A 23348-nucleotide genomic window follows, 5' to 3' on the forward strand; every position below is an offset into this window, starting at 1 on the left:
GAAACGGCTAGTAGGCGGCGCCTGGCTTGCAACCACAGATCAGGCCCGCGAACCCTGCCAAAGAATAGGCCACGTCAACGCTGTTTATCGACGTACCGTCTGCCAGCGAAAACCGTTTTCCACGTTGTTAACATAGGTGACGCTCCCGCCGCCCTAATACGTCGGTAACTGGGTATTCTGGAATAACTCATCCAGCTCATGCCGGCTGGTGGTAGACATGGCCTCATCTACGATGCTTTTATTCAGGTGCGGGGCAAAGCGCTCGATAAACCGGTACATAAAGCCACGAATGAAGGTGCCTTTACGAATACCTATTTTGGTAATGCTGGCTTCGAACAGGTGGCTGGCATCCAGACTAACCAGGTCCCGGTCTTGCTCGGGATCGATGGCCATATGAGCCAATATACCCACGCCCAACCCCAGCCTGACATAGGTTTTGATCACATCGGCATCAGCTGCTGTAAAAACGACCTTTGGCGTCAGTCCGCGCTCCAGAAACGCATCGTCCAGCTTGGAGCGGCCGGTAAAACCAAACACGTAAGTGACGATTGGAAAAGCTGCTACGTCTTCAAGCGTAATTTGCGTTCGCTTTGCCAGCGGATGCTCGCGGGGAACAACGATGGAGCGGTTCCAACGATAGCAAGGCATCATCACCAAATCCGAGAAATGATCCATTCCCTCGGTCGCAATGGCCAAATCGACGGTCCCGTCTGCTGCCATTTCTGCGATCTGAACGGGTGTGCCCTGGTGCATGTGCAGTGACACATCGGGAAAATCCCGAATAAAACTGTCAATCACCTGGGGTAATGCGTAACGCGCCTGGGTATGGGTTGTCGCGAGGCTAAGGCTGCCCTGACGGTCGTCGCTGTGTTCCTGCGCGATCTGCTTGATCGAGTCGACCTTGCGCAAAATCTCTCCGGCGACTTTCAGAACCGCCTCCCCCGCAGGCGTTATGCGGGTCAGGTGCTTGCCGGAACGGGCAAAAATTTCTATCCCAAGTTCATCTTCGAGGAGTCTGATTTGCTTGCTGATACCGGGCTGGGAGGTGTACAAGACTTGCGCCGTTGCTGATACGTTTAAATCGTGATGAGCTACTTCCCAAATGTATCTCAATTGCTGCAACTTCATAGTACTCCCCTTTGCCAGTTCAGTGCGGTCCCGGACCCGTAGCAGGTCAGTGTCTAAATGTCGTTTTGTGCCTGGTAGTCGTCGCCACTGGGCTCACTGGCCATCAATCCCACACACCTCTCAATTTTTATCAGGTTATATAAAGATGATCAATTATTCTTTTTTAGAATAATCTCGTTTTAAGAGCGGGACATCCACATTGAGAACCCATCAGCCACCTACCCCCCAGAACATATTTCCGTAGTTCTGCAATCGATACTCGAGAATCAGTCGATTGACCGCGGACACATCGCATCGGGCGTAAATATCATCACGCTCTCGCCCCTGCAAGGTGAGATCCAGAAAAACGGTATGCACCTGTAACTCAGTGTTATAGCGAGACGAACGCTGGTCAAAACTGACTTGTAATAATTCAGGACCCAGTTGACCAGCTACCCGTTGCCGGCAAATTTCCACAGCCAATTGCACACTGACCTGAGCCCGACCTACAGGCACCGCTGGCTTTCCAGTCAGCCGGTCCCAAACGGTTCGCCGGAACTCACCTTCACCTGCTGACATTTCTTCCAAGGCTATCCCCATCGCGGCAACGAACAGCACGATCACGATAAAACCACCCAACAATCCCGACCAGGGCCGTTGTTTTTGCTTGCTTTTCGAACGAGATGTCACCGAACTGTATCCTTTTCTTTACGGGTTGTATTTTATTCTTTACTTACTTATCATTCCAGCATGAACAGGCCAAACCTGCCAGCCATCTATCCAGTCCCGGCCTGACTCAACCCACACAGTATTGAACCATTAACGAGAGTCTTAGCGTTATCATGCAAGCATTAGCGAACTTAAACGTAGAAAGCCAGGAAATTCTGCTAACACCGGATGCCCTTAAAGCCGACATTCCGGTCACAGAAGAGGCCGCCACTGTTATTAACGCGGGTCGAGACGCGGTAAGAGCCATTCTTGATCGCAAAGACCCACGCATCATAGTCGTCATCGGCCCCTGCTCCATACACGATCCGGCCATGGCGATTGACTATGCCAAACGCCTCAAAACATTAAGCGATGAAGTCAGTGAATCCATGCTGATCGTCATGCGTGTCTACTTCGAAAAGCCCCGCACGACGACTGGCTGGAAAGGCCTGATCAACGATCCCTACCTGAACGATTCCTTTAAAATTGAAGACGGCCTTCACATTGGTCGCACGTTGTTGATGGACATCGCCCACCTCGGCTTGCCGACGGCAACGGAGGCACTCGATCCCATCTCGCCCCAATACCTGCAAGACCTGATCAGCTGGTCTGCCGTCGGCGCACGTACGACTGAAAGCCAGACTCACCGAGAAATGGCCAGCGGCCTGTCTTCGGCTGTTGGATTCAAGAACGGCACTGACGGCAGCCTTGACGTTGCTATCAATGCGCTTAAATCCGTTTCCTCCCCGCACCGGTTTCTGGGCATCAACCAGGAAGGTCAGGTCGCCATCATTCATACCAAGGGCAATGCCTACGGGCACGTCGTACTGCGCGGCGGAAACGGAAAACCCAACTACGATTCAGTGAGCGTAGCCCAGTGCGAAGCTACTTTGCGAAAAGCCGGCGTCCCGACCAACATCATGGTTGATTGCTCACACGCCAACTCCAACAAAGACCACGCACTGCAACCGCTGGTAGCCGATAACGTAGCCAATCAGATACTGGAGGGCAACCAGTCCATCATTGGTTTGATGATTGAGAGCAATCTGGAGGAGGGTAATCAGAGCATTCCTGACGATCTTTCACAGCTCAAACCGGGCGTGTCGGTAACGGACGCCTGCATCGGCTGGTCTGCAACTGAGAGTTTGCTGAGGTCAATGCATGCCAAACTGAAAGACGTTTTGCCGGGCCGCACCGGCGCCTGAAAAACGACTCGGCTGGCCCGGAAAACTATGGGCAGGGTTGTATAAAGGAGCGTCTACAAAGCCCGATCCCGGGAGCCTGGTACCTGGCTCGGGCTGATCGACGCCATCAGCGCGAGCCAGTCCCGGGCGCTGGCCCCCAGAGTAATACGCGAAGGATCCACCCCAAGGCGCTTTAGCCCAGGTTCGGCCTGGTGCGCTGATATCACCCAATACAGGCGATCTTGCGCTGCTTTCAACCGGGGCTTCATCAACGCCTGATCATAACCACGCCAACTGCCAAACCATCCCTGTCGGCGCAAAACTTGCCGAAACAGGGAAGACGGCTCCCTCTCTTCCCGCCCCTCCCTGCGATGCCAGCGCCCCCATTGCAGCCTTGTCCTGTGCCAGGCTTTTACGCCGGGAATCCAGAACACTCTGCGCGGCCAGACGGGCGCCGCATCCAACAAGACAACGTTGGCTTGGTAGTTTTTGACGGCAGCGTGCTGCAATACCATGTCACATCCATGCCCCTGGCTAACCAGGGTTGGTAGCTGAGCCGTTTTTTCTTCGATGAACTGAATAACCGGCGGCAGATCAAATTCGGCCATATTGTCCAACGTATTGAGCACCGGTCTTTGGTTGCGTGATGACAACCCATGACCTCGCCAGTCCATCAGCCATACGTCATAACCCGCGCGCACCAGAGCGCCGGCAACGCCACCGATTCCATAGTCGAGCCATTGCCAGTGATTGGCGAAAGCATCGTGCACCAACAATACGGGGTGACCACGAGATACCTGCTCGCTATGTAACCGAACCAGCGCAATCTCAACCGTATTGTCGATACTGGTATTGGGCTTTAGCGAATAGACATCCTCATAGATGCCTTCTTTGTACTCGGCGCTCAGCAGAGCAACCGGGAAGTACTGACTGCTACTTTTCAAACCAGAGAATCCTTTACAGCGACCACAGGCTGTATATAATCACAGCTACTGTATATAAAAACAGGGCGACATTATGTTTAAACTGACGGCTCGTCAACAACAAGTTCTCGACCTCGTGAAAGACCACATGCTGGAAACCGGTTACCCTCCTACTCGGGCGGAAATCGCCAACCAGCTAGGCTTCCGCTCACCCAACGCCGCAGAAGAACACCTCAAGGCGCTGGCACGCAAAGGGGCGATCGAAATCATTCCCGGTGCATCACGAGGCATCAGGCTACCTGAAGAGCCTGAAACCGGGCTGCCAGTCATTGGCCGAGTTGCTGCCGGCGAACCCATTCTCGCTCAGGAACAGATTGAAGAATTCCTGAGCTTACCCTCTAGCCTGTTCAGTCCCAAAGCTGACTTTTTACTTCAGGTCCAGGGCTTGAGCATGAAGAACATGGGCATTCTCGAAGACGATCTCATTGCCGTGCACAAGACCGATCAGGTGCGCAATGGCGATGTGGTGGTTGCGCGGGTCGGCGATGATGTCACTGTTAAACGCTATGAACGCAGCGGGCAGACTGTCACGCTTTATCCGGAAAATGAAGACTTTGAACCGATCAAAGTCGACTTAACCCAGCAGGAATTCGCCATAGAAGGCCTGTATGTCGGGGTGATTCGCCGCTCATTGCACTGAGCCTGGCCTTTTCACTGGAAATCGATGACTGCACAGTCATCGATTTCCAGTATATTCACGCTCCGAATACAGATTGATTAACTGACAGGCCTTCAATCATTTTGGCCGGCCATTTCAATCCAGACAGGCGCCCTGCCCGCTGATTTTTCAATAACCGCCAACATATCCCGATGTGCCGCCCGCTCCTCTTCTGTCGGCTGCACTCGTTTCAGCGGCTGATTGGATGCGATCACCGCGCTGGCATCAAAGCTGACCTGCTCAGCATTGCCTTCTTCTTCATCATCCAGAATCAGAGCAGTTTGCCCGCCTGTCATCAGCAGGTACACATCGGCCAGAATTTCCGAGTCGAGCAAGGCACCATGCAGCGTGCGATGTGAATTGTCGATGCCATAGCGCTTACATAAGGCATCCAACGAGGCTTTCGCACCCGGGTGTTTCTCGCGCGCCAGTTTCAGAGTATCAAGTACGCCGCACGCCTGATTAAGCGGGCCAAACTGGGAAAACCCCTCGTCAGCAAGGCGGTTAAACTCCATTTGCAAGAAGCCCATGTCAAAGGCTGAATTGTGAATGACCAGTTCGGCACCGTTGACGTAATCCCAGAACTCCTGGGCAATATCCCGAAACCGGGGGGCATCTTTAACCTTGTCGTTATCAATCCCGTGTACGGCAACCACTTCTTCTGGAATATCGCGCTCCGGGTTGATGTAATAGTGAAAATGGCGCCCAGTCAGTTTGCGATCCAAAAGCTCCACACAACCGACCTCCACAATACGATCACCCTTATTAGGGCTTAAACCCGTGGTTTCAGTATCCAGTACAATTTGTCTCATGCTGCCAAAGTTCTCATCATTCAATGTGTTGGTTGACGCCGCTATCAGTGGAACGCCTGTACTCAGACTCGAATACGTCGATCGTCAATTCCCAGGTTAGCCAGTGCATCAGCTCTCTCATTGCCAGGATGCCCTGCATGCCCCTTGACCCAGTGCCAATTAACCCGATGCTTGGCGATACCGGCATCCAACCGCTGCCACAAGTCCCGGTTCTTCACGTCCTTTTTTGCCGACGTCTTCCAGCCATTTTTTTTCCAGCCATGTATCCATTCGGTAATGCCTTTGCGCACATACTGGGAATCGGTGTAGACATCCACCTGGCAGGTTCGCTTCAACGCTTCCAGCCCGGCTATCGCGGCCATCAGCTCCATCCGGTTGTTGGTCGTTTGGTCTTCACCGCCATAGAGTTCATTGCGTTTGTGGCCGTATTGCATCAATACACCCCAGCCACCCGGGCCCGGGTTTCCCCGACAGGCGCCATCCGTATAAAGCACAACGGCTTGCTCGTTTTGTTCACTAGTGCTCATGCTGTTTCCTGATAGTTCGACCGGCCAGGCCTGATTCGAGAATGGGTTTGGTACGCCAGCGGGCGCGGCCGTTGATTCTTCCGGGCACCTGCTTGCATCCGACTAGTAAATAGACGGATCCGGTAACCGGCAGCAATGTTTTTTGCAGACGACCTAAAAAGCGAAATCGCGACAGCCAGGCCGGCCGAGAGAAGGGTGACATGTAACCGTGTTTTTCCGAACGTTCCAGTTCAAAGTTTAGTAACTGCATCCAATCCGACACGCGATTGCTACTGATGAATCGGCTACGCCAGAGACCCGAGCGAGCACGGCTGAGCAATGCACGCAGCCCCCAGGTAGAATATGGGTTAAAACCAACGATCACCAGGATACCTCCGGGTCGCAGCGTCTGAGCAGCCTCGCGCACAGCCTGATAAGGGTTATCACATTGATCGAGGGTGTGATGCATGATCAGTGCATCAAGACTCTCAGGTTCAAACGGCAACGCCTCTGCATCACCCCGGACACTCGGACACAGAGCACGATTATCAAGCTGAGTCATCAGCACACCACATCCGTAAAGGCGCGGCTCAAACAAAGGGTTATGATAGCCAGAATCCAATTGAGCCAGATGCGTACCAAAGCGGCCAGCCAATGCTCGAGCCACCAGTTCTCGCTCTACTTCGATCAACCGGCCACCCATTGGCGTAAAATACCAATCATGCATGGCCGATTCCTGGACAGCGACAGAGGGCGGCCCCGCTCGAAGCCATTGCTTGAATCTGAAACCTATCCGTTTAGCCAAAATGCCCTCTCTAATTTCAGCGAACGCCTGAATATGTCATAAACCGCCGTATATCGGCGCCCTGGTGCATACTCATCGTCGCAAAGCTGTCCAATCCAACCCCTCTTACTATGCCTTAACTTGCCCCTGCACCCCATAGCGACATAGAATTATCTCTCAACTGGAACCCAGCATCAAAAAAGAAAAGATTCTTTCATGACATCCAAACGATTTTTGATACCGCTGGCCGTCGCAGGCTTTGTCACCAGCGGATGCAGTACATTGCCTGCACTCTCGTCTTTCTCCCAGGCCACAGCAGAGCCAAATGCAGAGTCCAGCACTGACGCCGACGTCGGCGAACAAAGGCTCGTTGAACGCGAACTGGACACAGAGCTGGATGAAGCCAACCAGTCTGAACCGGTTTTCGACCCACTGCTTGCCGATCTGACAGCGACAGAAGACGTGTTCGCCACAGACCCGGATCTGGCCGCGGAAACCTTGCGTGCTCGCGCGGTGTATGATCCGTACGCCCAGTACCCGGAAGATCTTTATCAGACATTGCGCCGCGGTTTTGAGTTTGATCTAACGCTCGAGGACCCTCGCATCACTTCCCAGCTTCGCTGGTATGCCAGTCATCAGAGCTACTTCAACCGCGTTAGCGAACGCGCTGGCCGCTACATGTTCCACATCGTCGCGGAACTGGAAGCGCGTGACATGCCGCTTGATTTGGCCTTACTGCCCATTGTTGAAAGTGCGTTTGACCCCTTTGCATATTCCCATGGCAGCGCCGCTGGTATGTGGCAGTTTATTCCATCAACCGGACGCATGTTCGGACTCAAGCAGGACTGGTGGTACGACGGTCGTCGCGATGTGGTCGAGTCTACCCGCGCCGCCATGGAATACCTTGACCAACTTAACGACATGTTTGATGGCGACTGGCTATTGGCACTGGCCGCCTACAACTCCGGGCCCGGCACGGTGATGAGAGCCATGCGGCGCAATCGGGCTGAAGGCAAACCAACCGATTTTTGGAATTTGGATTTGCCCCGCGAAACAGAAGCCTATGTCCCCAAGATGTTCGCCCTGGCCAAGCTAATTCACTCTCCGGACACGTATGGAATTGAACTGCCGCTGCTGGATACCGAACCCTTCTTCGAGATTGTTGACGTCGGTAGCCAAATTGACCTGGCTCAGGCAGCCACCATGGCCGACATGGACCTGAGTGATCTGTACCTGTTGAATCCGGGCTTCAATCAGTGGGCGACAAACCCGGAAGGCCCCCATCGACTGCTGGTACACACCAGCAGGGCTGCCCAGTTCCGGGAGCGGCTAGCCGACTTGCCACTGGACTCGCGCATGGCCTGGCAACGATACACCATTGAGACTGGCGATTCCTTGCTGACTATTGCTCGTGATTTTGAGGTAACCGTTGACATCATTCAGGAAGCCAATGACCTGAATGACAGCCTGATACGGGCCGGTGATGCCTTAATGATCCCTACCGCCTCTGCCAGCAGCAACACCTATTCAATGAGCGCCGATCAGCGTCTTGCCAGACGCCAGAATGCGTCGGGCAGTTCAGACACCAATCGGGTCGACTACGTGGTGCAGTCAGGAGACAGTTTCTGGGATATATCCAGAGAGTTTGGTGTGTCCGTACAGAGTCTCGCTCGCTGGAACAACATGGCACCACGCGACGTTATTCGCCCGGGCCAGACATTGGCCGTATGGGTCAGCGATGATGTCTCATCTTCGTCAACCGCTTCGGTGAGTTCATCAGTCAGGAATGGTCGCGAAGTGGTTCGCAAAGTCGGCTACGTCGTGCGTTCAGGAGATTCCCTGTACCGAATCGCTAACCGCTTTAACGTACGTATCGCCGACATCCAGAACTGGAATACTATCGGTCAGGAGTATTTACAGCCTGGTCAGCGCCTGACGCTGTATGTCGACGTGACCCGACTTCAATAACCACGCAGTCCCGCCTTGGCAATGACGACGGACAGAGTCGGCAGACTCTGTCCGTCTGCGAGAAAATGACTGATGTCAGGGAATATAACGCTGCGACAATGAATCGACGGCGCCTTGCACAGATGAGGAAAATGCTTTTTTGAGCCGCTGATCCACACCAACCTGCGGAACCCAGGTGACCGACACCACATCGTTTGTCTTCACTTTGCCCAACAAATACGCGTCGCTGGTTTCCAACTGATCCACTAGCCCAAGCTCCCGGGCATCTTCCGCCAGCCAGAAGTCGCCTTCAGTCACCGCAGCCAGATCCAACTGAGGACGATAGCGCCCTACCAGCTCTTTGAACCGCTCATGAATCGCTTTTAGATCGTCCAGCAACTTCTGACGCCCCTCCTCTGTTTTCTCTCCCATGAGGGTCATGGGGGCTTTATGTTTGCCCGCAGTCAAAACTTCCACATCAACCTGGTGGCGTTGCAGGAGTTTATGAATATTGGGCACCTGTGCCAAAACACCGATAGAGCCCACGACCGCAAAGGGAGCCGCGATAATGCGGTCAGCAATGCAGGCCATCATATAACCCCCGCTGGCAGCGACTTTATCGACGCACACCGTCAGTGACAGCCCGGCTTCTTTTACCCGCACCAGTTGTGAGGCTGCCAGGCCGTAACCGGAAACTGCACCACCAGGGCTTTCAAGAACCACCACGACCTCATCGGTGGCATTAGCCACCTGTATGATTGCTGTAACTTCACGGCGTAAGTTATCGACCTGGGATGCATGCATATCGCCTTTGAATCGCAACACCCATACCTGGCTGGTTTCTTTCTCGGCAGCCGCTTTTCGCTCAGCTTTTAGCGATTTATGATGAGACTTATAGGCTTTTTTCGACATAACGACCTGACGAACCCGGTCTGCTCCCGCTTCCAGCCGGTCATTGAGCTTTTCGATCTGCAGCCGTCCTCCCGACTTCTTCGATCCACCGCTACTGCCCTGCGATGCGCGAGCTACTGCGACCAGCCCAATAACCAGAATAACGACCAGGGTGATGGTTTTTAATACAAATGCACCGTATTCAGCCCACACAATTTTCTCCTTTTCATCAGTTAAACTTACGTTTCAAACAATCGTTTGATTTTGAACCTTCAGCTCTCTACAATCCAGTGACTGACATTTAGCCACTTACCGGAGAACAGACATGGCCTCGACTGCAGACATGCTCAATAATATCGAATCCCAGTTCAACGCCGACGCCGCCTCGGGTCTGGACGTTGTTTTTCAGTTCAACATCGACGACAACGACACCTACCACCTGATCGTAAAAGACAGCCAATGCCAACTGGTATCTGGCGAACACCAGGACCCATCGGTCACACTGATCATGGATGAGGACACGCTAAAAGAAATTGTTTCCGGTGAATTGAATGGCATGCAGGCATTTATGGCAGGTCGTTTGCGTACAGAAGGCGACATGATGCTGGCAACGCGCCTGTCGGACCTGTTCTCACTGTAATAGTTCGCCGCACTCCGGTTTTCAGTCAGAAAACCACTGCCCCAGCGCTTCGCGAGCCGGCTCATTAACCGGCCTCGCGATCAGCCCCTGAGCACCCAGTACGACCTCGAACAACCCATTATCGACCATAGGCAAATAGACACTGCTGCCGAAGCGAGCATTAATCCATGGCAGCCAGTCGCTAACCTCACTAGCCGACCAGAGAGCATCTTCACGAAGATCGATCACCGTTCGCGGTGCGTTCAATTCACGCTCAATTGATTGATAGCGCCCGGCAATGCGGTCCAGACGGTACACCGGCTCCATACCCAGCAAAACCAGCGGGCCAGACCAGGTGAGTATACGGGCATCCAATTGCCACTCATCGCCCATCAACACCAGGTTCCGCCGCTGCTGATCCTGGTTGGTTTCGAGATTGATCTGGTAAATTTGTTCACCCTGCTGGCTAAAAGAGAGGGTCGCGATAACCATTTCGCGGGTGAAAGCCCGGTAAGCCGCCAGATCAAATATAAAGAAACCGATGATCACAAGCCCTACCAGGCAAGCAACGCCCAAAGTACCGCGAATAAAACCGGCTACCCACCCCCGTCGCACTAGCAATCGCAAGGCAATGTAGACCAGCAACAAACCAGGCAAAACCAGCAAAGCAAACAGCGGCCATTGCGTCATCAGTTTCATCGCATCAGGTTACACAGACAGCGCGGCCAGGCTGTGTTTGGCAAGTTTCAGAATATCCTCATTGGCTGAGTCGCTGAGCAACCCTTCCAGGAAAAACTCCAGACTCGACAATGCATCGGCCAGGGATTCCAATTGCCCGGGGTCGACCATCGTTCCGGACTCTTCAAGGTCACGGCTGATATAGTTAATGGCACGCTGAATCAGATCGGCAGCGGTGTTGCTGTTTAGGAACACAAAGGCTCCCTTCACGCCATTGAGTGTTGGAACAACGTTTGATAGATGTAACCGGTCACCCTGAGAATCCATGTAGGCTGTAATGGCCCTTTTGGCCAGTGCCAGGCCTGCCTCGGCTTCATCAATCAGCACCACGCGGGCATCATGCAACTGCGCAAGCGCTGCTTTGTTATCGCCGCTGCCTTCCAATTGTCGCTGGCCTTGTAAAATCCGCGACAAGGCGCTTTCTGCGTAGAGCACGGCATCCGCAATGGTCAGCAGCTGTTCATTGGACGGGGCTGCATTGTCGGCCCATCCTGCTATGACCTTGCCCTGCTGCTTCAACACGTTCGCCGGGCTTTGCAGACCCAGCATTACATACACATCGGCTACCTTGGTCATCCGCTCCTGCAGGGTACGAGCCGAAAACCCGCTATCGCCCCGAGCTGCCTGATCTACAGTGTCTTTAATAACCGCAATATCCTCTTTCAAGGCCTCAGACACGCTCGACAGCACACTTCGGCCCGGACTAAACAGAATTTGACGCTGCTCTTCGAGCATATCGTCGCTCTGCCCAAGAGTCGGCAAATTATAGTATTTGGCAACCTGACGCGCCCTCAGGCTCTCAGCGGGATTCATGGCGAGCAAAAACAAAAACTCTTTCATCAACGCGAGTGAAGGTTGTTTGTTCAGCGATTTAGGGGCATGACTGATCAACTCTTTAAGGTGACGATCAAGCTGGGCAAACAGCATTTTGCGCGGACCGGTCATCAGCGCACTGCGATTGGCCATCGACTCAAGTGCCCCCGAAGCAACCCACCACAGTGGCGCACAGGGCGCATTGGCAAGAAGCTGATCTATGCGGTTTAACGCCAGGCCCATGTACTTGAAAGCCCCTACAGTGCGCTCACCTCGCAACAGGTGCAGCAAGCCAGCCTGGTACATATGGCGAAACTTTTTAAGCTGGCGAATCTTCTGAGGTGTAAATTCAAACACCTTCTTGTCCGCCGGCTTACCAGGCTTGAAGGAAAACTGAAAGAAATGACCCTCGCCCAGCAACGTCACGCCGCGTGCCCGACGCAACTGATTGATGGTCGGCAACAACACGGCGGGAATGGCTTTCTGCCCGAGACTCAAAAACTCCAAATAGCGGCTGAGCACGACCAGCCCGCCGCTCATTGCATCCAGCTTCATGCGAAGATCGTCGCCATCGACGGACTGGCCGGTGGGTATCGCATTGATCAGTGCGTTAAACTCATCACACAGGGCAATGGCGCCCTCTTCTTCCAACACCTGGAAGATGCCCCGCATTTGTCCAATCAGATCCTGTGATTGCTGTAATTGCACCAGATCGCTGGTGTCCGAGCTAAAGCTCTCGAGTGCAGACTGCGCTTGCTGCAGCGTGGCCTCAAGCTCGGTCTTGATCGCTTCCTTAGATGTGGCTGTACTCATCGTTCACTAACCTTGTTGCGGGACACACGTACAGGACGTGATCAACAACCGCCTGCTGCCATGGCGGCGACTCCGGTGGGTGGCTTTACTGTCTACCGGCCCAGGCCGATCATCTTACTGGTGATCAACCCGATTGCGCAGTGAACCGGCAAATAACGCATCCCTGTTGCCAGTATACCCAGCAACCACCTCTTGCATCAGTGTTCCACACTCATTTTGTTAATAAAAGCACATATTTAGCGTCGATTTCTTAGGTTTTGTCTTAAAGAGTGGACGTATTGTCGCCATGAACCGTTATTTCCGATTTCCGAAAGGCGACCTGGCCTTGTTGTTTTCCTACAATCCGCTTGAATTTCCTGCAAAAAAGGGTACTTTGAGCGCGCTTTGCGCAACCCGTACACACAACAACAGGATTGTGGCAATACCGCTTTCACATTACCCGAAGAGCTTCTGATGAACACCTCGCTTAGTCAGTCCTTTGTTAAGAATTTCCTGGGGCACAGTCCCAATTGGTATAAAAAGACCATAGTTGCCTTTCTTGTCATCAATCCGATACTGTTTTTCAGCCTCGGTGACAGCGGCCCCCTGATTGTCGGCTGGCTGCTGATTGGTCAGTTTATTTTCACCTTGGCCATGGCGCTGAAATGCTACCCGCTTCAACCCGGTGGCTTGCTTGCCATTGAAGCCGTCATCATTGGCCTGACCAGCCCGGAAGTCGTTTACCACGAGGCGGTGACCAACTTCCCGGTGATCATGTTGCTGATGTTCATGGTCGCCGGCATCTACTTCATGAAAGATCTGCTGCTGTTCATTTTCACCAAACTGTTACTTGGGATCCGCTCCAAAACCCTTCTTTCCCTGATGTTCTGCAGTGCCGCTGCCTTTCTATCGGCCTTTTTGGATGCATTAACCGTTACCGCAGTTCTGATCAGCGTCGCCGTGGGCTTCTATTCGGTGTACCACAAAGTGGCCTCCGGCAAACACTTTCACCATGACCACGACCATAACAAAGACGAGAGCGTGGAAGACTTGCACCGGGAAGACCTCGACTCGTTCAGGGGCTTTCTGCGTTCGTTGCTGATGCATGGCGCCGTGGGTACAGCTTTGGGAGGCGTCTGCACCCTGGTGGGTGAACCTCAGAACCTGCTGATCGCACGCATTGCCGGCTGGGATTTTGCTGAGTTCTTTATCAGAATGGCTCCGGTTACCATGCCCGTATTGATCGCAGGCCTGACGACCTGTGTACTGCTCGAAAAACTAAAGTGGTTTGGCTACGGCTCTAAATTACCCCAGGTTGTACGAAGCATTCTTGAAGACTATGAAGACCATCAGCAAAGCAAACGCACCCAAAAAGACATCGCCAAGCTCATAGTGCAGGGTATTGTCGCCATCTGGTTGATACTGGGCCTGGCTTTCCATATCGCCGAGGTCGGCCTGATCGGTCTCAGCGTGATCGTTCTACTGACTGCGTTCAACGGCATAACCGACGAGCACAACATCGGCAAGGCTTTTGAAGAAGCGCTGCCATTCACCGCTCTGTTGGTGGTGTTCTTTACCATCGTCGGGGTCATTCACAGCCAACACCTGTTCGCCCCCATCATTGCCTGGGTACTCAGCCTGCCGATGGACATTCAGCCTGGCATGTTCTTTATTGCCAACGGCTTACTGTCGGCAATCAGCGACAATGTCTTCGTTGCCACGGTTTACATCAATGAAGTCAAACTTGCGCTGGAGGCCGGCGAAATCAGCCGTAACCAATTCAACCTGTTGACGGTGGCAATCAACACCGGCACAAATTTGCCTTCGGTCGCTACGCCTAACGGACAGGCCGCTTTCTTGTTTTTGCTGACATCAGCTATCTCGCCTCTGGTGCGTCTGTCGTATGGTCGCATGGTGGTAATGGCGTTCCCCTATGCCGTCGTGATGGCGACTTTCGGTTATATTGGCGTCACATATTGGCTATGATGCGCACCTGACTATCCGGAGGGAGGCACCTTGAGCGCCTTTCTCCAGCCTCTCTGACGCTACTTACGGAGAAGACCTTGAGCTACCCGCATCGCTTCAGCGTAGCCCCGATGATGGACTGGACGACCAGCGAATGTCGCCAGTTTCATCGTCTACTGACTCACCGTGCCCTGCTTTATACCGAAATGGTGACAACCGGCGCACTGATCCATGGTCAGCGCGATCGCTTCCTGGCTTATACGGAGTCTGAACATCCTCTGGCTTTGCAGCTCGGCGGCTCCGACCCCCATGATCTGGCCACTTGCGCCAGACTGGCAGAACAATGGGGCTATGATGAAGTCAATTTGAACGCAGGATGCCCTTCCGACCGGGTCCAGAATGGCATGATCGGGGCTATTCTTATGGCCCATGGGGCCCTGGTGCGCGACGGTTTAAAAGCCATGCGAGACGCCGTTTCCCTGCCAATTACCCTGAAGCACCGAATCGGCATCGACGACTTCGACAGCTATGAATTCTTACGCGACTTTGTCGGTATTACCGCCGAATCTGGCTGTGACACCTTCATCGTGCATGCACGCAAAGCCATTCTCAGTGGCCTTAGCCCAAAGGAAAACCGGGAAATCCCGCCCCTTGACTACGACCGGGTCAAGCAACTGAAGGCGGACTTCCCTGCCCTGAATATTGTGATTAATGGGGGTTTAAAGGATCATGCTGCTTGCCTGGCGCTACTTGATGAGGGGCTTGATGGGGTAATGCTCGGTCGCGAGGCCTACCAGAACCCATTGATTCTGCAGACTGTGGACCCAACCTATTATGGGCAGGAAGCACCCATTCAGACTCAATCTGACCTGGCCAGCATTTACCTTCGATGGGTTGAGCGTCACCTACAACAAGGTAAGCCCTTGAAGTATGCCGTTAGACACACCCTGGGTTTGTTTCAGGGACAGCCTGGTGCTCGCCGTTTCCGACGGACCTTAAGCGAAGGCATGCATAAACCCGGTGCAAATCTGGATTTGCTGGAACTTGCCCTGTCACAAGTTGAACTATTGGATGCTGAGGCTCTGGAAAACGCCTAGCCCATCACAGCAAAACCGCTCTGGCATCTAACCAAGCCACCATCTCTGGCCACTGCGCCAGTCAAAAGAGAGTCGACATGAGCAAACTTGAACAATTGAAAGAATACACCGTCATCGTTGCTGACACCGGTGAACTCGAGTCCATCAAGAAGTTCAAACCACAGGACGCGACGACCAACCCCTCATTGGTACTGAAAGCCGTTGAAAGCGGGCTTTACGACAACCTGATCGAACGCTGTATGGCCAACGCCAGTGATTTCGACGATGGCATCGACCGATTGATTACCTCCATTGGCCAGGAGATCTTGCAGGAAGTTCCCGGCTATGTGTCTACCGAGGTGGATGCGCGCTTGTCATTCGATACCGAGGCCACACTCGCCAAAGCCCATCGATTGATCGAATTGTACGAAGATGCGGGCTGGTCCCGGGATCGCATTCTGATCAAAATCGCCAGCACGTGGGAAGGTATACAGGCCGCTCGCGTTCTTGAGAAAGAAGGCATTCACTGCAACATGACGCTGCTATTTAGCATGGAGCAGGCCCAGGCATGCGCGGATGCTGGTGCGACTTTGATTTCACCCTTTGTGGGTCGAATTATGGACTGGTACAAGAAAGACACGGGCCAATCCTACACTGGAGAAAACGATCCGGGCGTCATCAGTGTTCGGGAGATTTACAAGCACTATAAAGAGCATGGCTATTCGACCATTGTCATGGGTGCCAGCTTCCGCAATACCGGTGAAATTGAAGCGTTGGCCGGTTGCGACCGCCTGACCATCAGCCCGGCGTTGCTGGAAGAACTGAGCAATGATGATGGCGAGCTGAAGCAGGCACTCGTGGCTCCGGCAGCCACCGGTAACACACCGGAGGCCATCTCTGAATCTGCGTTTCGCCTGGGCATGAACAATAACCCGATGGCCACTGAAAAGCTGGCCGAAGGCATTCGCAAATTCATTGAAGATCAGATCAAGATGGAAGGTATTATTAAGGCACACTCCGCCTAAAAGCTCTTGCGGGCTCTTAGCAGGCTGTTGAAATTCCATGAATGTCGGCGTCCTGCATCTAAAAAACAGGGCCAGGCACATTGGATGGTCCGGCAAAATCGGTGACTGCTGAGTCATCGATTTTGCGAGGAATGCAAAATCACACAGCTTGCTTTGCGTGTTTTGAACAAGGCAGGAAGCCTTCTCAACACCTTACCAGGACCCACTGCACAACAAGCCGGTGATGACCATTATAGAAAGCACCTGCGTGGCTCCAGTCCCTTTTTGAAGTAACCCGTTAACCCCTGCTCAAAGAGACACTCTCGCGAAAACCCACCGCACTCTCTACCCACTGTCACTTACCCCATCGTCGACAAACTCATCACTGCTCACCCTACGACTTGGAAACCTGCGCAATATCCATTAAGCTAAAAGCGCGACTGTAGATAACGGTATAACTATGAATGATAAACACCTATTCGATGAGTTTGAGCGCCTGCGCCGCTCAATTTCAGCGTTTTCCCGCTCAGTGCATCAATACGACAGCGCTCATTGGATTGCCCCCTGGAACGGTACTGTTCGGGCGCCAGATCTTGAAGATTTGCTGTTGGACCTGTGGTACCAGGATGATCAGGATGGTCGGGAAACGCGTGTCTACCCGGGACTGATTGCCCTGAACCGGGAGCAAATCACGCTGGCAGCCGAAGTTAACATCGCCAAAGACCGTTTCCGAAGCCGGGTGCAAGGCATAAAAACGGCCGATTCCGTTCACTGGCGCGAATTACAGGGGCAACTTGCCCGCCGCTATAAGGGGCTTAACGACGCGCTGGGCCGGGAGGGACTCACACGGCTGCACCTGAAGCAGGTTTTTCGACACATACCACTTGTGGTTAAACGGCCAGACCGGGTAGGCTTTAGCTGGTACACCAGCGGCCGGTCCATACAAAAGATCACCAAAGCGGATGCCTGGGAACGGCTGGTCAAGCTCAATACCGAGTCGGCTCACATCCGCATACAAATGGAGCGTCTGGCCTCACTACCTGACTCGGAACCCCTGGCCAGAGTGCAAAAGCAGGCCCCTGTTTTGCGAGCCAACCTGGTCTTTGCAGATGGGCGCCGCAAATCGCTGAATGTCTCGCTCCCCCTGTTGTTTCCGAGCCAGGGTATCAATGAACTGCCCGACTTCTCAATCCCCACGGAAACGCCTCCCGGAGAGCGGCAACGACTGGTTCGCAGCGACAATCGACTGGAAGATGAGGCATTCCTACCCTCCATTCGCGTCCATCGCTATGTGCAGCCAAAGCGAGGGGTTTACTGACAAAGGCCAGAGCCGTCGCCTGAAACTGACAACCCTGAGGGCATAAAAAAAGCAGCTACCGGGCTGCCTTTTTAACAAAACCTGTCGAAACGACTCAACTAAACTCAATCAAAAAATCCGATTCAAGCCGTTAAGTGCAGCAACACGGTAAGCCTCCGCCATAGTCGGATAGTTAAAGGTGTGCTCAATAAAATACTGAATGTTATTGCCGCCGTTCTTCTGAGCCATGATGGCCTGACCAATGTGCAAAATCTCTGCGGCCTGGTCGCCAAAGCAATGGATACCCAACAGTTCCAGCGAATCCCGATGGAACAACAGTTTCAGCATACCGACATCCTCACCGGTAATTTGTGCCCTGGCCGTGTCTTTGAAATAGGCTTTACCCACCTCATAAGGCACCTTGGCCTGGGTTAACTCACGCTCGGTCTTTCCTACTGACGATATTTCAGGGATGGTATAGATACCCGTTGGCACATCGTTTATGTGCCGATAGGTATTATTGTCAACAATCACTCCGGAAGCACTGCGACCCTGATCATAAGCCGCACTGGCCAAACTCGGCCAGCCGATCACATCACCCACTGCGTAAATATGGGGAACCGACGTCCTATAGAAGTCGTCGACCTCTAGCTGCCCCCGGCGATTGGCGGTTAACCCTGCTGCCGTCATATTCAACTTGTCGGTATTGCCCGAACGCCCATTAGCCCACATAAAGGCATCAGCTTTGATTTTCTTACCGGAAGCCAGCGTTAGCACGATATGATCGTCAAAACCGTCGACGCTGACGAATTCTTCATTGTGCCGCACCAGCACACCATGACCCCGCAAGTGATAACTGAGGCCATCGGAAATTTCATCGTCCATGAAGGCCAGCAGTCGGTCCCCAGGATTGATCAGGTCCACCTTGCAACCCAGGCCATTAAAGATTGATGCATACTCACTGCCAATAACCCCGGCACCGTATATCACCAGGTGCCTGGGTGTCTCGCTGGAGTCCAGTATGGTATCGCTGTCGAACAATCGGGGATGGCTGAAATCAACTTCTGGTGGTCGATAAGGCCGAGAACCGGTGGCAACAATGATTTCATGCGCCGACAAGATATCAGCCTGATCATCTGAGCGGTCGACTTTTAGGGTGTGCGGATCGATAAAACTGGCAACACCATAGTAGAGGTCGACCCCATTGCGACTGTAAAAACGAGCCCGCATTGAAACTTGCTTGTCGATCACCCGGTGAGCTGACTCCCGAACCTGGCTATAGGATAGCCATTTCTGTTCGGAAATATGCCGGAACATAGGACTGCGATTAAACTGCATAACCTGATTAACCGCATGTCGCAATGCCTTGGAAGGAATCGTCCCCTGATGCGTACAGTTGCCACCCACCAGGTGGCGCAAGTCGACAACAGCGACCTTCTTACCTGCTTTGGCGGCATTCATAGCCGCACTCTCACCCGCGGGACCGCTGCCGATGATCACCAGGTCATATTGTGCTTCCGACATTCTTACTCCTTAGAAAACGCCTGAACAAGGTCGCAACCACTCGTTACGATCAGCGGGTAGCGTCAACACCCAGATCAGACAAGGCTTTTTGCCGGGCCGCTTTACGGGCAGACTTAACTTCAGTATCGCACTTACCCTTATCGCCGCCGCAAACATCGCACTCGGCTTCCATTCCCACAGCTGCCATACCGCCGCAGGAGCCTTTGATTGGCTGACGTCCAAACATCACGCCCACCGCCATAGCCGCAATGACCAGCAGCATAAATACAAACACAGCGAAAAAGGTCGCCATAAGCACCTCCAATAACGCCAATGTTGATAACAGACTCTTAACGTAATCCGTCATCAATACTGGCCGGGTTTACCGCAGTTTAGTTGCTTTGCTCAAACAGCGCTTCAAATTGCACGGATCGCGTTTCCGTATACTCGCCCTCACCGCGCTGGATCAGGTAGACAGCCATGTCTTGCTCAGCTGCGAGCGACAAGGCGGCCTCGGCACCCATAACCATGAATGCCGTTGCATAAGCATCGCTGAATACACTTCGATCGCCCAGCACCGTCGCAGATACCAAATCATGTCGGATCGGGTACCCGGTTTTGGGATCAAGGGTGTGGGAATAGCGCTGGCCATCCTGCTCAAAGAAGTTTCGGTAGTCACCACTGGTCGCCATCGACCCATTGGTTACCTCCAGTACTTCATAGACAGAACGGTTGTCGCTGTCAGGCGACTCAATAGCCACCCGCCAGGGGTCATCGCCAGGCTTGGTGCCAGAGAAGCGCATTTCACCACCAATCTCTACCAGATAGTCTTCAAACCCTCTGGCTTCAAGCAAGTTGGCGACCTGGTCTACAGCAAAGCCCTTGGCAATAGCCGACAAATCCAGTTCACGCGGTTCCATTTTTCGCAACTTGTTGGCAGTCATGTCGATCTCTACAGCCTGCCAACCCACCATTGCCAGCGCGGCCTTTATCTCGTCTTCCGATGGGACCTGATCTGTCGTTTCTTTAGGGCCAAAACCCCAAAGATCGACCAGGGGGCCTATCGTTGGATCAAACGCGCCATTACTGGCTTCTGCAACTTCAAGCGCAAGGCTAACGACCTCTGCAGTCATGGGTGACACGGCAATCCAACCATTCACCGGCGCATCGTTGAAACGCGAAACGTCCGAACGCGGCAGGTAAGTGGACATGGCTACGTTCACCTCGTCTATTGCCGTTCTTACCTCACCGTCCAGAGCTCGCGCTTCAGACTCTGAGGCTACCACACTGACGGTAAAACTGGTTCCCATGGAGTACCCGCTAAGCTTTTGCACCTCAGCAGCCCCCCAACCGGAACAGCCCGAGAGCAGCCATGCCGTCAGGCAGAGCCACACCCCGAGCTTCTTCAAGCCATAAAACATTCGTTCTCCAATGTCAGGGACTCGCCTAGCCGCCGAAATCATCTAGCAAGATGTTCTCACGCTCAACACCCAGATCTTCAAGCATCTTGATGCAGGCCGCATTCATCATGGGAGGACCACACATATAGTACTCGACGTCTTCAGGCGCTTCATGATCTTTGAGGTACTGCTCATACAAGACGTTGTGGATAAAGCCAGTATGGCCGCTCCAGTTATCTTCCGGCAGTGCATCCGACAAGGCCAGGTGCCATTCAAAATTGTCGTTCTCTTTGGCGAGTTGATCATACTCTTCCGAATAGAACGTCTCCCGCAAGCTTCTGGCTCCATACCAGAAGCTGATCTTGCGCTTGGAGTTCAAACGCTTCAGCTGGTCAAAGATATGAGACCGCATAGGTGCCATGCCTGCACCACCCCCGATGAACACCATCTCGGCATCGGAGTCTTTGGCAAAAAACTCACCAAAGGGTCCGAAAACAGTAATTTTGTCGCCCGGTTTCAAGCTGAATACGTACGACGACATGATGCCCGGCGGATAGCTCGTTCCCGGAGGTGGTGACGCAATGCGGATATTGAACTTGACGATGCCCTTCTCTTCCGGGTAATTCGCCATTGAATACGCCCGCACGGTCAATTCGTTCACCTTCGAGGTATATTGCCAGACATTGAACTTGTCCCAGTCAGAACGAAAGCGTTCTTCAATGTCGAAATCTTTGTAATGAACCTCGTGCGGAGGCGCCTCCAATTGAACGTAACCGCCGGCCCGAAAATCGACGTTCTCACCTTCTGGCAATTTCAACGTCAGTTCTTTGATGAAAGTAGCCACGTTCGGGTTGGATTCAACCGTGCATTCCCAGCGTTTCACGCCAAAAAATTCGGGTTCAACTTCAATTTTCATGTCTTGCTTAACAGCAACCTGGCAAGCAAGACGCCAGCCTTCACGCAACTCGCCTTTGGTAAAGTGCTGTTCTTCGGTAGGCAGAGCCGCGCCACCGCCATCCAGAACTTTGCACTTGCACTGTGCGCAAGTACCGCCGCCGCCGCAGGCTGAAGACAAGAAGATACCATCGTTAGCCAGGGTGCCCAGCAGCTTACTGCCTGCTGGCACGGTTATAGCCTTGTCGGCGTCTTCGTTAATTTCAATTTTTACATCACCGCTGCTCACCAGCTTGGAGCGGGCCGACAAAATAACACCGACCAGCAACAGCACGATTACGGTGAACAGAACAACGCCGAGTATAATTTCTGTAGTCATCTGTTCATTCCTTACCGGTTACAGGGAAACGCCCGAGAACGACATAAAGCCAAGGGACATCAATCCAACGGTGACGAAGGTGATACCCAGTCCACGCAAACCTGCAGGCACATCGCTGTACTTCAGTTTTTCGCGGATACCCGCCAGGGCCAGAATAGCTAGCGCCCAGCCAACACCGGCACCAATGCCATAAACGACCGACTCACTGAAGGTATAGTCCCGTTCAACCATGAACAAAGACGCACCCAGAATGGCACAGTTCACGGTGATCAGAGGCAAGAACACACCCAGGGCGTTGTACAGCGCCGGAAAATACTTATCAAGAACCATCTCTAGAATCTGAACGATGGCAGCGATAACACCGATGTAACTCAGGTAACCCAGGAAACTCAGGTCAGCATCGGGAAATCCGGCCCATGCCAGGGCGCCTTCACGCAAGACAAAGTTAAACAGCAGGTTGTTTACCGGCACAGTCACCGCTTGAACAACGATTACTGCAATGCCCAGACCGATGGCCGCGGATACCTTTTTGGACAAAGCCAGGAAGGTACACATGCCCAGAAAGAACGCCAACGCCATATTTTCAACGAATACAGCACGAATAAAGAGACTGATTAACGCTTCCATTACATCGCCTCCTTCTTGACGTGGGCTTTCATGGTGAAATCATTTTCTTCTACCTGGTCTTTATAAACAGTACGCAGAATCCAGATAAACCCACCGATAATAAAGAACGCACTCGGGGGGAGCAGCAACAGCCCGTTTGGAACATACCAGCCACCGTTATTGACCGTGGCCAGAATTTCCACACCGAACAAACTGCCAGAACCGAGAAACTCACGAATAACGGCAACGAAGAGCAGTACAACACTGTACCCAAGGCCATTACCGACTCCGTCCATGAAACTCAAACCCGGCGGGTTTTGCATGGCAAATGCTTCCGCACGACCCATCACAATACAGTTGGTGATGATCAGACCGACGAAAACCGACAACTGTTTGGATATTTCAAAGGCGTACGCCTTCAGAATCTGGTCAACAACGATAACCAGGGACGCAATGATGGTCATTTGCACAATGATCCGGATGCTGCCTGGTATCTGGTTGCGAATGACCGAGATAAACAAGTTTGAAAAAGCCGTTACCGAAGTCAGTGCGATGCACATAACGATGGTCACGTTCACACTGGTGGTCACAGCCAGTGCAGAGCATATTCCAAGAATCTGCAATGCAATGGGGTTGTTGGCGAAAATCGGTGCCAGTAACACCTTCCGTGTTTCAGACATGA

General features: G+C 53.0%; 23 protein-coding genes. 8 read left to right on the forward strand and 15 right to left on the reverse strand.

All coding sequences use genetic code 11. The features are described 5' to 3' along the window. Nucleotides 1-153: 153 nt before the first annotated feature. Nucleotides 154-1128: an HTH-type transcriptional regulator CysB gene (gene cysB / locus G565_RS0105150; protein WP_028669990.1), complete on the reverse strand. Its 975-nt coding sequence runs from the start codon at nucleotides 1126-1128 to the stop codon at nucleotides 154-156. Between the two features lie 210 nt (nucleotides 1129-1338). After that, the gene (locus G565_RS0105155) at nucleotides 1339-1797 is read right to left on the reverse strand and encodes a hypothetical protein (protein WP_028669991.1); all 459 of its coding nucleotides are present in this window, start codon (nucleotides 1795-1797) and stop codon (nucleotides 1339-1341) included. A 152-nt stretch (nucleotides 1798-1949) separates the two neighbouring features. On the opposite strand from G565_RS0105155, the gene G565_RS0105160 reads away from it, so the two are divergent. Then, nucleotides 1950-3020 carry a 3-deoxy-7-phosphoheptulonate synthase gene (locus tag G565_RS0105160; RefSeq protein WP_028669992.1) on the forward strand — a complete coding sequence of 357 codons (1071 nt, stop codon included), beginning with the start codon at nucleotides 1950-1952 and terminating at the stop codon, nucleotides 3018-3020. A gap of 53 nt (nucleotides 3021-3073) precedes the next feature. On the opposite strand, the gene G565_RS25825 is transcribed toward G565_RS0105160, so the two are convergent. Further along, entirely contained in the window at nucleotides 3074-3943 is an 870-nt protein-coding gene (locus G565_RS25825) for an alpha/beta hydrolase (protein ID WP_051207374.1), read from the reverse strand. 73 nt (nucleotides 3944-4016) lie between these two features. On the opposite strand from G565_RS25825, the gene lexA reads away from it, so the two are divergent. Next, the gene (gene lexA, locus G565_RS0105170; protein WP_028669993.1) at nucleotides 4017-4622 is read left to right on the forward strand and encodes a transcriptional repressor LexA; all 606 of its coding nucleotides are present in this window, start codon (nucleotides 4017-4019) and stop codon (nucleotides 4620-4622) included. 92 nt (nucleotides 4623-4714) lie between these two features. Here lexA and dnaQ read toward each other — a convergent pair whose 3' ends face one another. From dnaQ to G565_RS25830, 3 genes are all read right to left on the reverse strand, one after another. After that, nucleotides 4715-5452 (reverse strand): DNA polymerase III subunit epsilon, encoded by a 738-nt coding sequence (dnaQ, locus tag G565_RS0105175; RefSeq protein WP_028669994.1) that lies wholly within the window; start codon nucleotides 5450-5452, stop codon nucleotides 4715-4717. Nucleotides 5453-5514: 62 nt separating this feature from the next. Further along, a complete protein-coding gene (rnhA, locus tag G565_RS0105180; RefSeq protein WP_037337780.1) occupies nucleotides 5515-5979 on the reverse strand; it encodes a ribonuclease HI in 465 nt (154 codons plus the stop codon). Continuing rightward, a complete protein-coding gene (locus G565_RS25830) occupies nucleotides 5969-6685 on the reverse strand; it encodes a class I SAM-dependent methyltransferase (RefSeq protein ID WP_051207375.1) in 717 nt (238 codons plus the stop codon). Before G565_RS25830 ends, rnhA begins: the two co-directional genes overlap by 11 nt. A 273-nt stretch (nucleotides 6686-6958) precedes the next feature. Between G565_RS25830 and G565_RS0105190 the strand changes: the two genes are divergently transcribed. Next, complete coding sequence (locus G565_RS0105190) at nucleotides 6959-8710, forward strand: lytic transglycosylase (protein WP_028669996.1); 1752 nt, start codon at nucleotides 6959-6961, stop codon at nucleotides 8708-8710. A 75-nt stretch (nucleotides 8711-8785) separates the two neighbouring features. On the opposite strand, the gene sohB is transcribed toward G565_RS0105190, so the two are convergent. After that, nucleotides 8786-9793 carry a protease SohB gene (gene sohB, locus G565_RS0105195; RefSeq protein ID WP_028669997.1) on the reverse strand — a complete coding sequence of 336 codons (1008 nt, stop codon included), beginning with the start codon at nucleotides 9791-9793 and terminating at the stop codon, nucleotides 8786-8788. A gap of 112 nt (nucleotides 9794-9905) precedes the next feature. Here sohB and G565_RS0105200 point away from each other — a divergent pair, with 112 nt between their 5' ends. Continuing rightward, entirely contained in the window at nucleotides 9906-10220 is a 315-nt protein-coding gene (locus G565_RS0105200) for an SCP2 sterol-binding domain-containing protein (RefSeq protein ID WP_028669998.1), read from the forward strand. 21 nt (nucleotides 10221-10241) lie between these two features. Here G565_RS0105200 and G565_RS0105205 read toward each other — a convergent pair whose 3' ends face one another. Both G565_RS0105205 and G565_RS0105210 read right to left on the reverse strand, forming a co-directional pair. Further along, a complete protein-coding gene (locus G565_RS0105205) occupies nucleotides 10242-10889 on the reverse strand; it encodes a hypothetical protein (protein WP_028669999.1) in 648 nt (215 codons plus the stop codon). Between the two features lie 18 nt (nucleotides 10890-10907). Further along, a complete protein-coding gene (locus tag G565_RS0105210) occupies nucleotides 10908-12563 on the reverse strand; it encodes a FimL-related protein (RefSeq protein WP_028670000.1) in 1656 nt (551 codons plus the stop codon). Nucleotides 12564-13016: 453 nt separating this feature from the next. Between G565_RS0105210 and nhaB the strand changes: the two genes are divergently transcribed. The 4 genes from nhaB (at nucleotide 13017) to G565_RS0105235 (ending at nucleotide 17905) form a co-directional block, all read left to right on the forward strand. Then, entirely contained in the window at nucleotides 13017-14528 is a 1512-nt protein-coding gene (nhaB, locus tag G565_RS0105220) for a sodium/proton antiporter NhaB (RefSeq protein WP_028670001.1), read from the forward strand. 77 nt (nucleotides 14529-14605) lie between these two features. Continuing rightward, complete coding sequence (gene dusA, locus G565_RS0105225) at nucleotides 14606-15604, forward strand: tRNA dihydrouridine(20/20a) synthase DusA (RefSeq protein ID WP_028670002.1); 999 nt, start codon at nucleotides 14606-14608, stop codon at nucleotides 15602-15604. Between the two features lie 77 nt (nucleotides 15605-15681). Next, on the forward strand, nucleotides 15682-16608 hold the full coding sequence (gene tal / locus G565_RS0105230) for a transaldolase (protein ID WP_028670003.1): 927 nt from the start codon (nucleotides 15682-15684) through the stop codon (nucleotides 16606-16608). Nucleotides 16609-17047: 439 nt separating this feature from the next. Then, entirely contained in the window at nucleotides 17048-17905 is an 858-nt protein-coding gene (locus G565_RS0105235; protein ID WP_028670004.1) for a hypothetical protein, read from the forward strand. 108 nt (nucleotides 17906-18013) lie between these two features. Here the strand turns inward: G565_RS0105235 and sthA are convergent, their stop codons facing one another. From sthA to G565_RS0105265, 6 genes are all read right to left on the reverse strand, one after another. Further along, complete coding sequence (sthA, locus tag G565_RS0105240; protein WP_028670005.1) at nucleotides 18014-19408, reverse strand: Si-specific NAD(P)(+) transhydrogenase; 1395 nt, start codon at nucleotides 19406-19408, stop codon at nucleotides 18014-18016. A gap of 49 nt (nucleotides 19409-19457) precedes the next feature. Beyond that, nucleotides 19458-19700, reverse strand: a complete 243-nt coding sequence (gene nqrM, locus G565_RS0105245) for a (Na+)-NQR maturation NqrM (RefSeq protein WP_028670006.1) — start codon at nucleotides 19698-19700, stop codon at nucleotides 19458-19460. A gap of 79 nt (nucleotides 19701-19779) precedes the next feature. Beyond that, nucleotides 19780-20808: an FAD:protein FMN transferase gene (locus tag G565_RS23070; RefSeq protein ID WP_169579616.1), complete on the reverse strand. Its 1029-nt coding sequence runs from the start codon at nucleotides 20806-20808 to the stop codon at nucleotides 19780-19782. 25 nt (nucleotides 20809-20833) lie between these two features. Continuing rightward, complete coding sequence (gene nqrF, locus G565_RS0105255; RefSeq protein WP_028670007.1) at nucleotides 20834-22060, reverse strand: NADH:ubiquinone reductase (Na(+)-transporting) subunit F; 1227 nt, start codon at nucleotides 22058-22060, stop codon at nucleotides 20834-20836. Nucleotides 22061-22078: 18 nt separating this feature from the next. After that, complete coding sequence (gene nqrE / locus G565_RS0105260; RefSeq protein ID WP_028670008.1) at nucleotides 22079-22687, reverse strand: NADH:ubiquinone reductase (Na(+)-transporting) subunit E; 609 nt, start codon at nucleotides 22685-22687, stop codon at nucleotides 22079-22081. After that, the gene (locus G565_RS0105265) at nucleotides 22687-23346 is read right to left on the reverse strand and encodes an NADH:ubiquinone reductase (Na(+)-transporting) subunit D (RefSeq protein WP_028670009.1); all 660 of its coding nucleotides are present in this window, start codon (nucleotides 23344-23346) and stop codon (nucleotides 22687-22689) included. The genes nqrE and G565_RS0105265 overlap by 1 nt, the downstream gene beginning before the upstream one ends. Nucleotides 23347-23348: the final 2 nt, after the last annotated feature.

It is taken from the genome of Saccharospirillum impatiens DSM 12546, assembly GCF_000423605.1.
Taxonomy (GTDB): domain Bacteria; phylum Pseudomonadota; class Gammaproteobacteria; order Pseudomonadales; family Natronospirillaceae; genus Saccharospirillum; species Saccharospirillum impatiens.

Coding starts and splice junctions, on each gene's coding strand:
- cysB (WP_028669990.1), bottom strand. CDS start 1,128: ATGAAGTTGCAGCAATTGAGATACATTTGGGAAGTAGCTCATCACGAT.
- G565_RS0105160 (WP_028669992.1), top strand. CDS start 1,950: ATGCAAGCATTAGCGAACTTAAACGTAGAAAGCCAGGAAATTCTGCTA.
- lexA (WP_028669993.1), top strand. CDS start 4,017: ATGTTTAAACTGACGGCTCGTCAACAACAAGTTCTCGACCTCGTGAAA.
- dnaQ (WP_028669994.1), bottom strand. CDS start 5,452: ATGAGACAAATTGTACTGGATACTGAAACCACGGGTTTAAGCCCTAAT.
- rnhA (WP_037337780.1), bottom strand. CDS start 5,979: ATGAGCACTAGTGAACAAAACGAGCAAGCCGTTGTGCTTTATACGGAT.
- G565_RS25830 (WP_051207375.1), bottom strand. CDS start 6,685: ATGCATGATTGGTATTTTACGCCAATGGGTGGCCGGTTGATCGAAGTA.
- G565_RS0105190 (WP_028669996.1), top strand. CDS start 6,959: ATGACATCCAAACGATTTTTGATACCGCTGGCCGTCGCAGGCTTTGTC.
- G565_RS0105200 (WP_028669998.1), top strand. CDS start 9,906: ATGGCCTCGACTGCAGACATGCTCAATAATATCGAATCCCAGTTCAAC.
- G565_RS0105205 (WP_028669999.1), bottom strand. CDS start 10,889: ATGACGCAATGGCCGCTGTTTGCTTTGCTGGTTTTGCCTGGTTTGTTG.
- G565_RS0105210 (WP_028670000.1), bottom strand. CDS start 12,563: ATGAGTACAGCCACATCTAAGGAAGCGATCAAGACCGAGCTTGAGGCC.
- nhaB (WP_028670001.1), top strand. CDS start 13,017: ATGAACACCTCGCTTAGTCAGTCCTTTGTTAAGAATTTCCTGGGGCAC.
- tal (WP_028670003.1), top strand. CDS start 15,682: ATGAGCAAACTTGAACAATTGAAAGAATACACCGTCATCGTTGCTGAC.
- G565_RS0105235 (WP_028670004.1), top strand. CDS start 17,048: ATGAATGATAAACACCTATTCGATGAGTTTGAGCGCCTGCGCCGCTCA.
- sthA (WP_028670005.1), bottom strand. CDS start 19,408: ATGTCGGAAGCACAATATGACCTGGTGATCATCGGCAGCGGTCCCGCG.
- nqrM (WP_028670006.1), bottom strand. CDS start 19,700: ATGGCGACCTTTTTCGCTGTGTTTGTATTTATGCTGCTGGTCATTGCG.
- G565_RS23070 (WP_169579616.1), bottom strand. CDS start 20,808: ATGTTTTATGGCTTGAAGAAGCTCGGGGTGTGGCTCTGCCTGACGGCA.
- nqrF (WP_028670007.1), bottom strand. CDS start 22,060: ATGACTACAGAAATTATACTCGGCGTTGTTCTGTTCACCGTAATCGTG.
- nqrE (WP_028670008.1), bottom strand. CDS start 22,687: ATGGAAGCGTTAATCAGTCTCTTTATTCGTGCTGTATTCGTTGAAAAT.
- G565_RS0105265 (WP_028670009.1), bottom strand. CDS start 23,346: ATGTCTGAAACACGGAAGGTGTTACTGGCACCGATTTTCGCCAACAAC.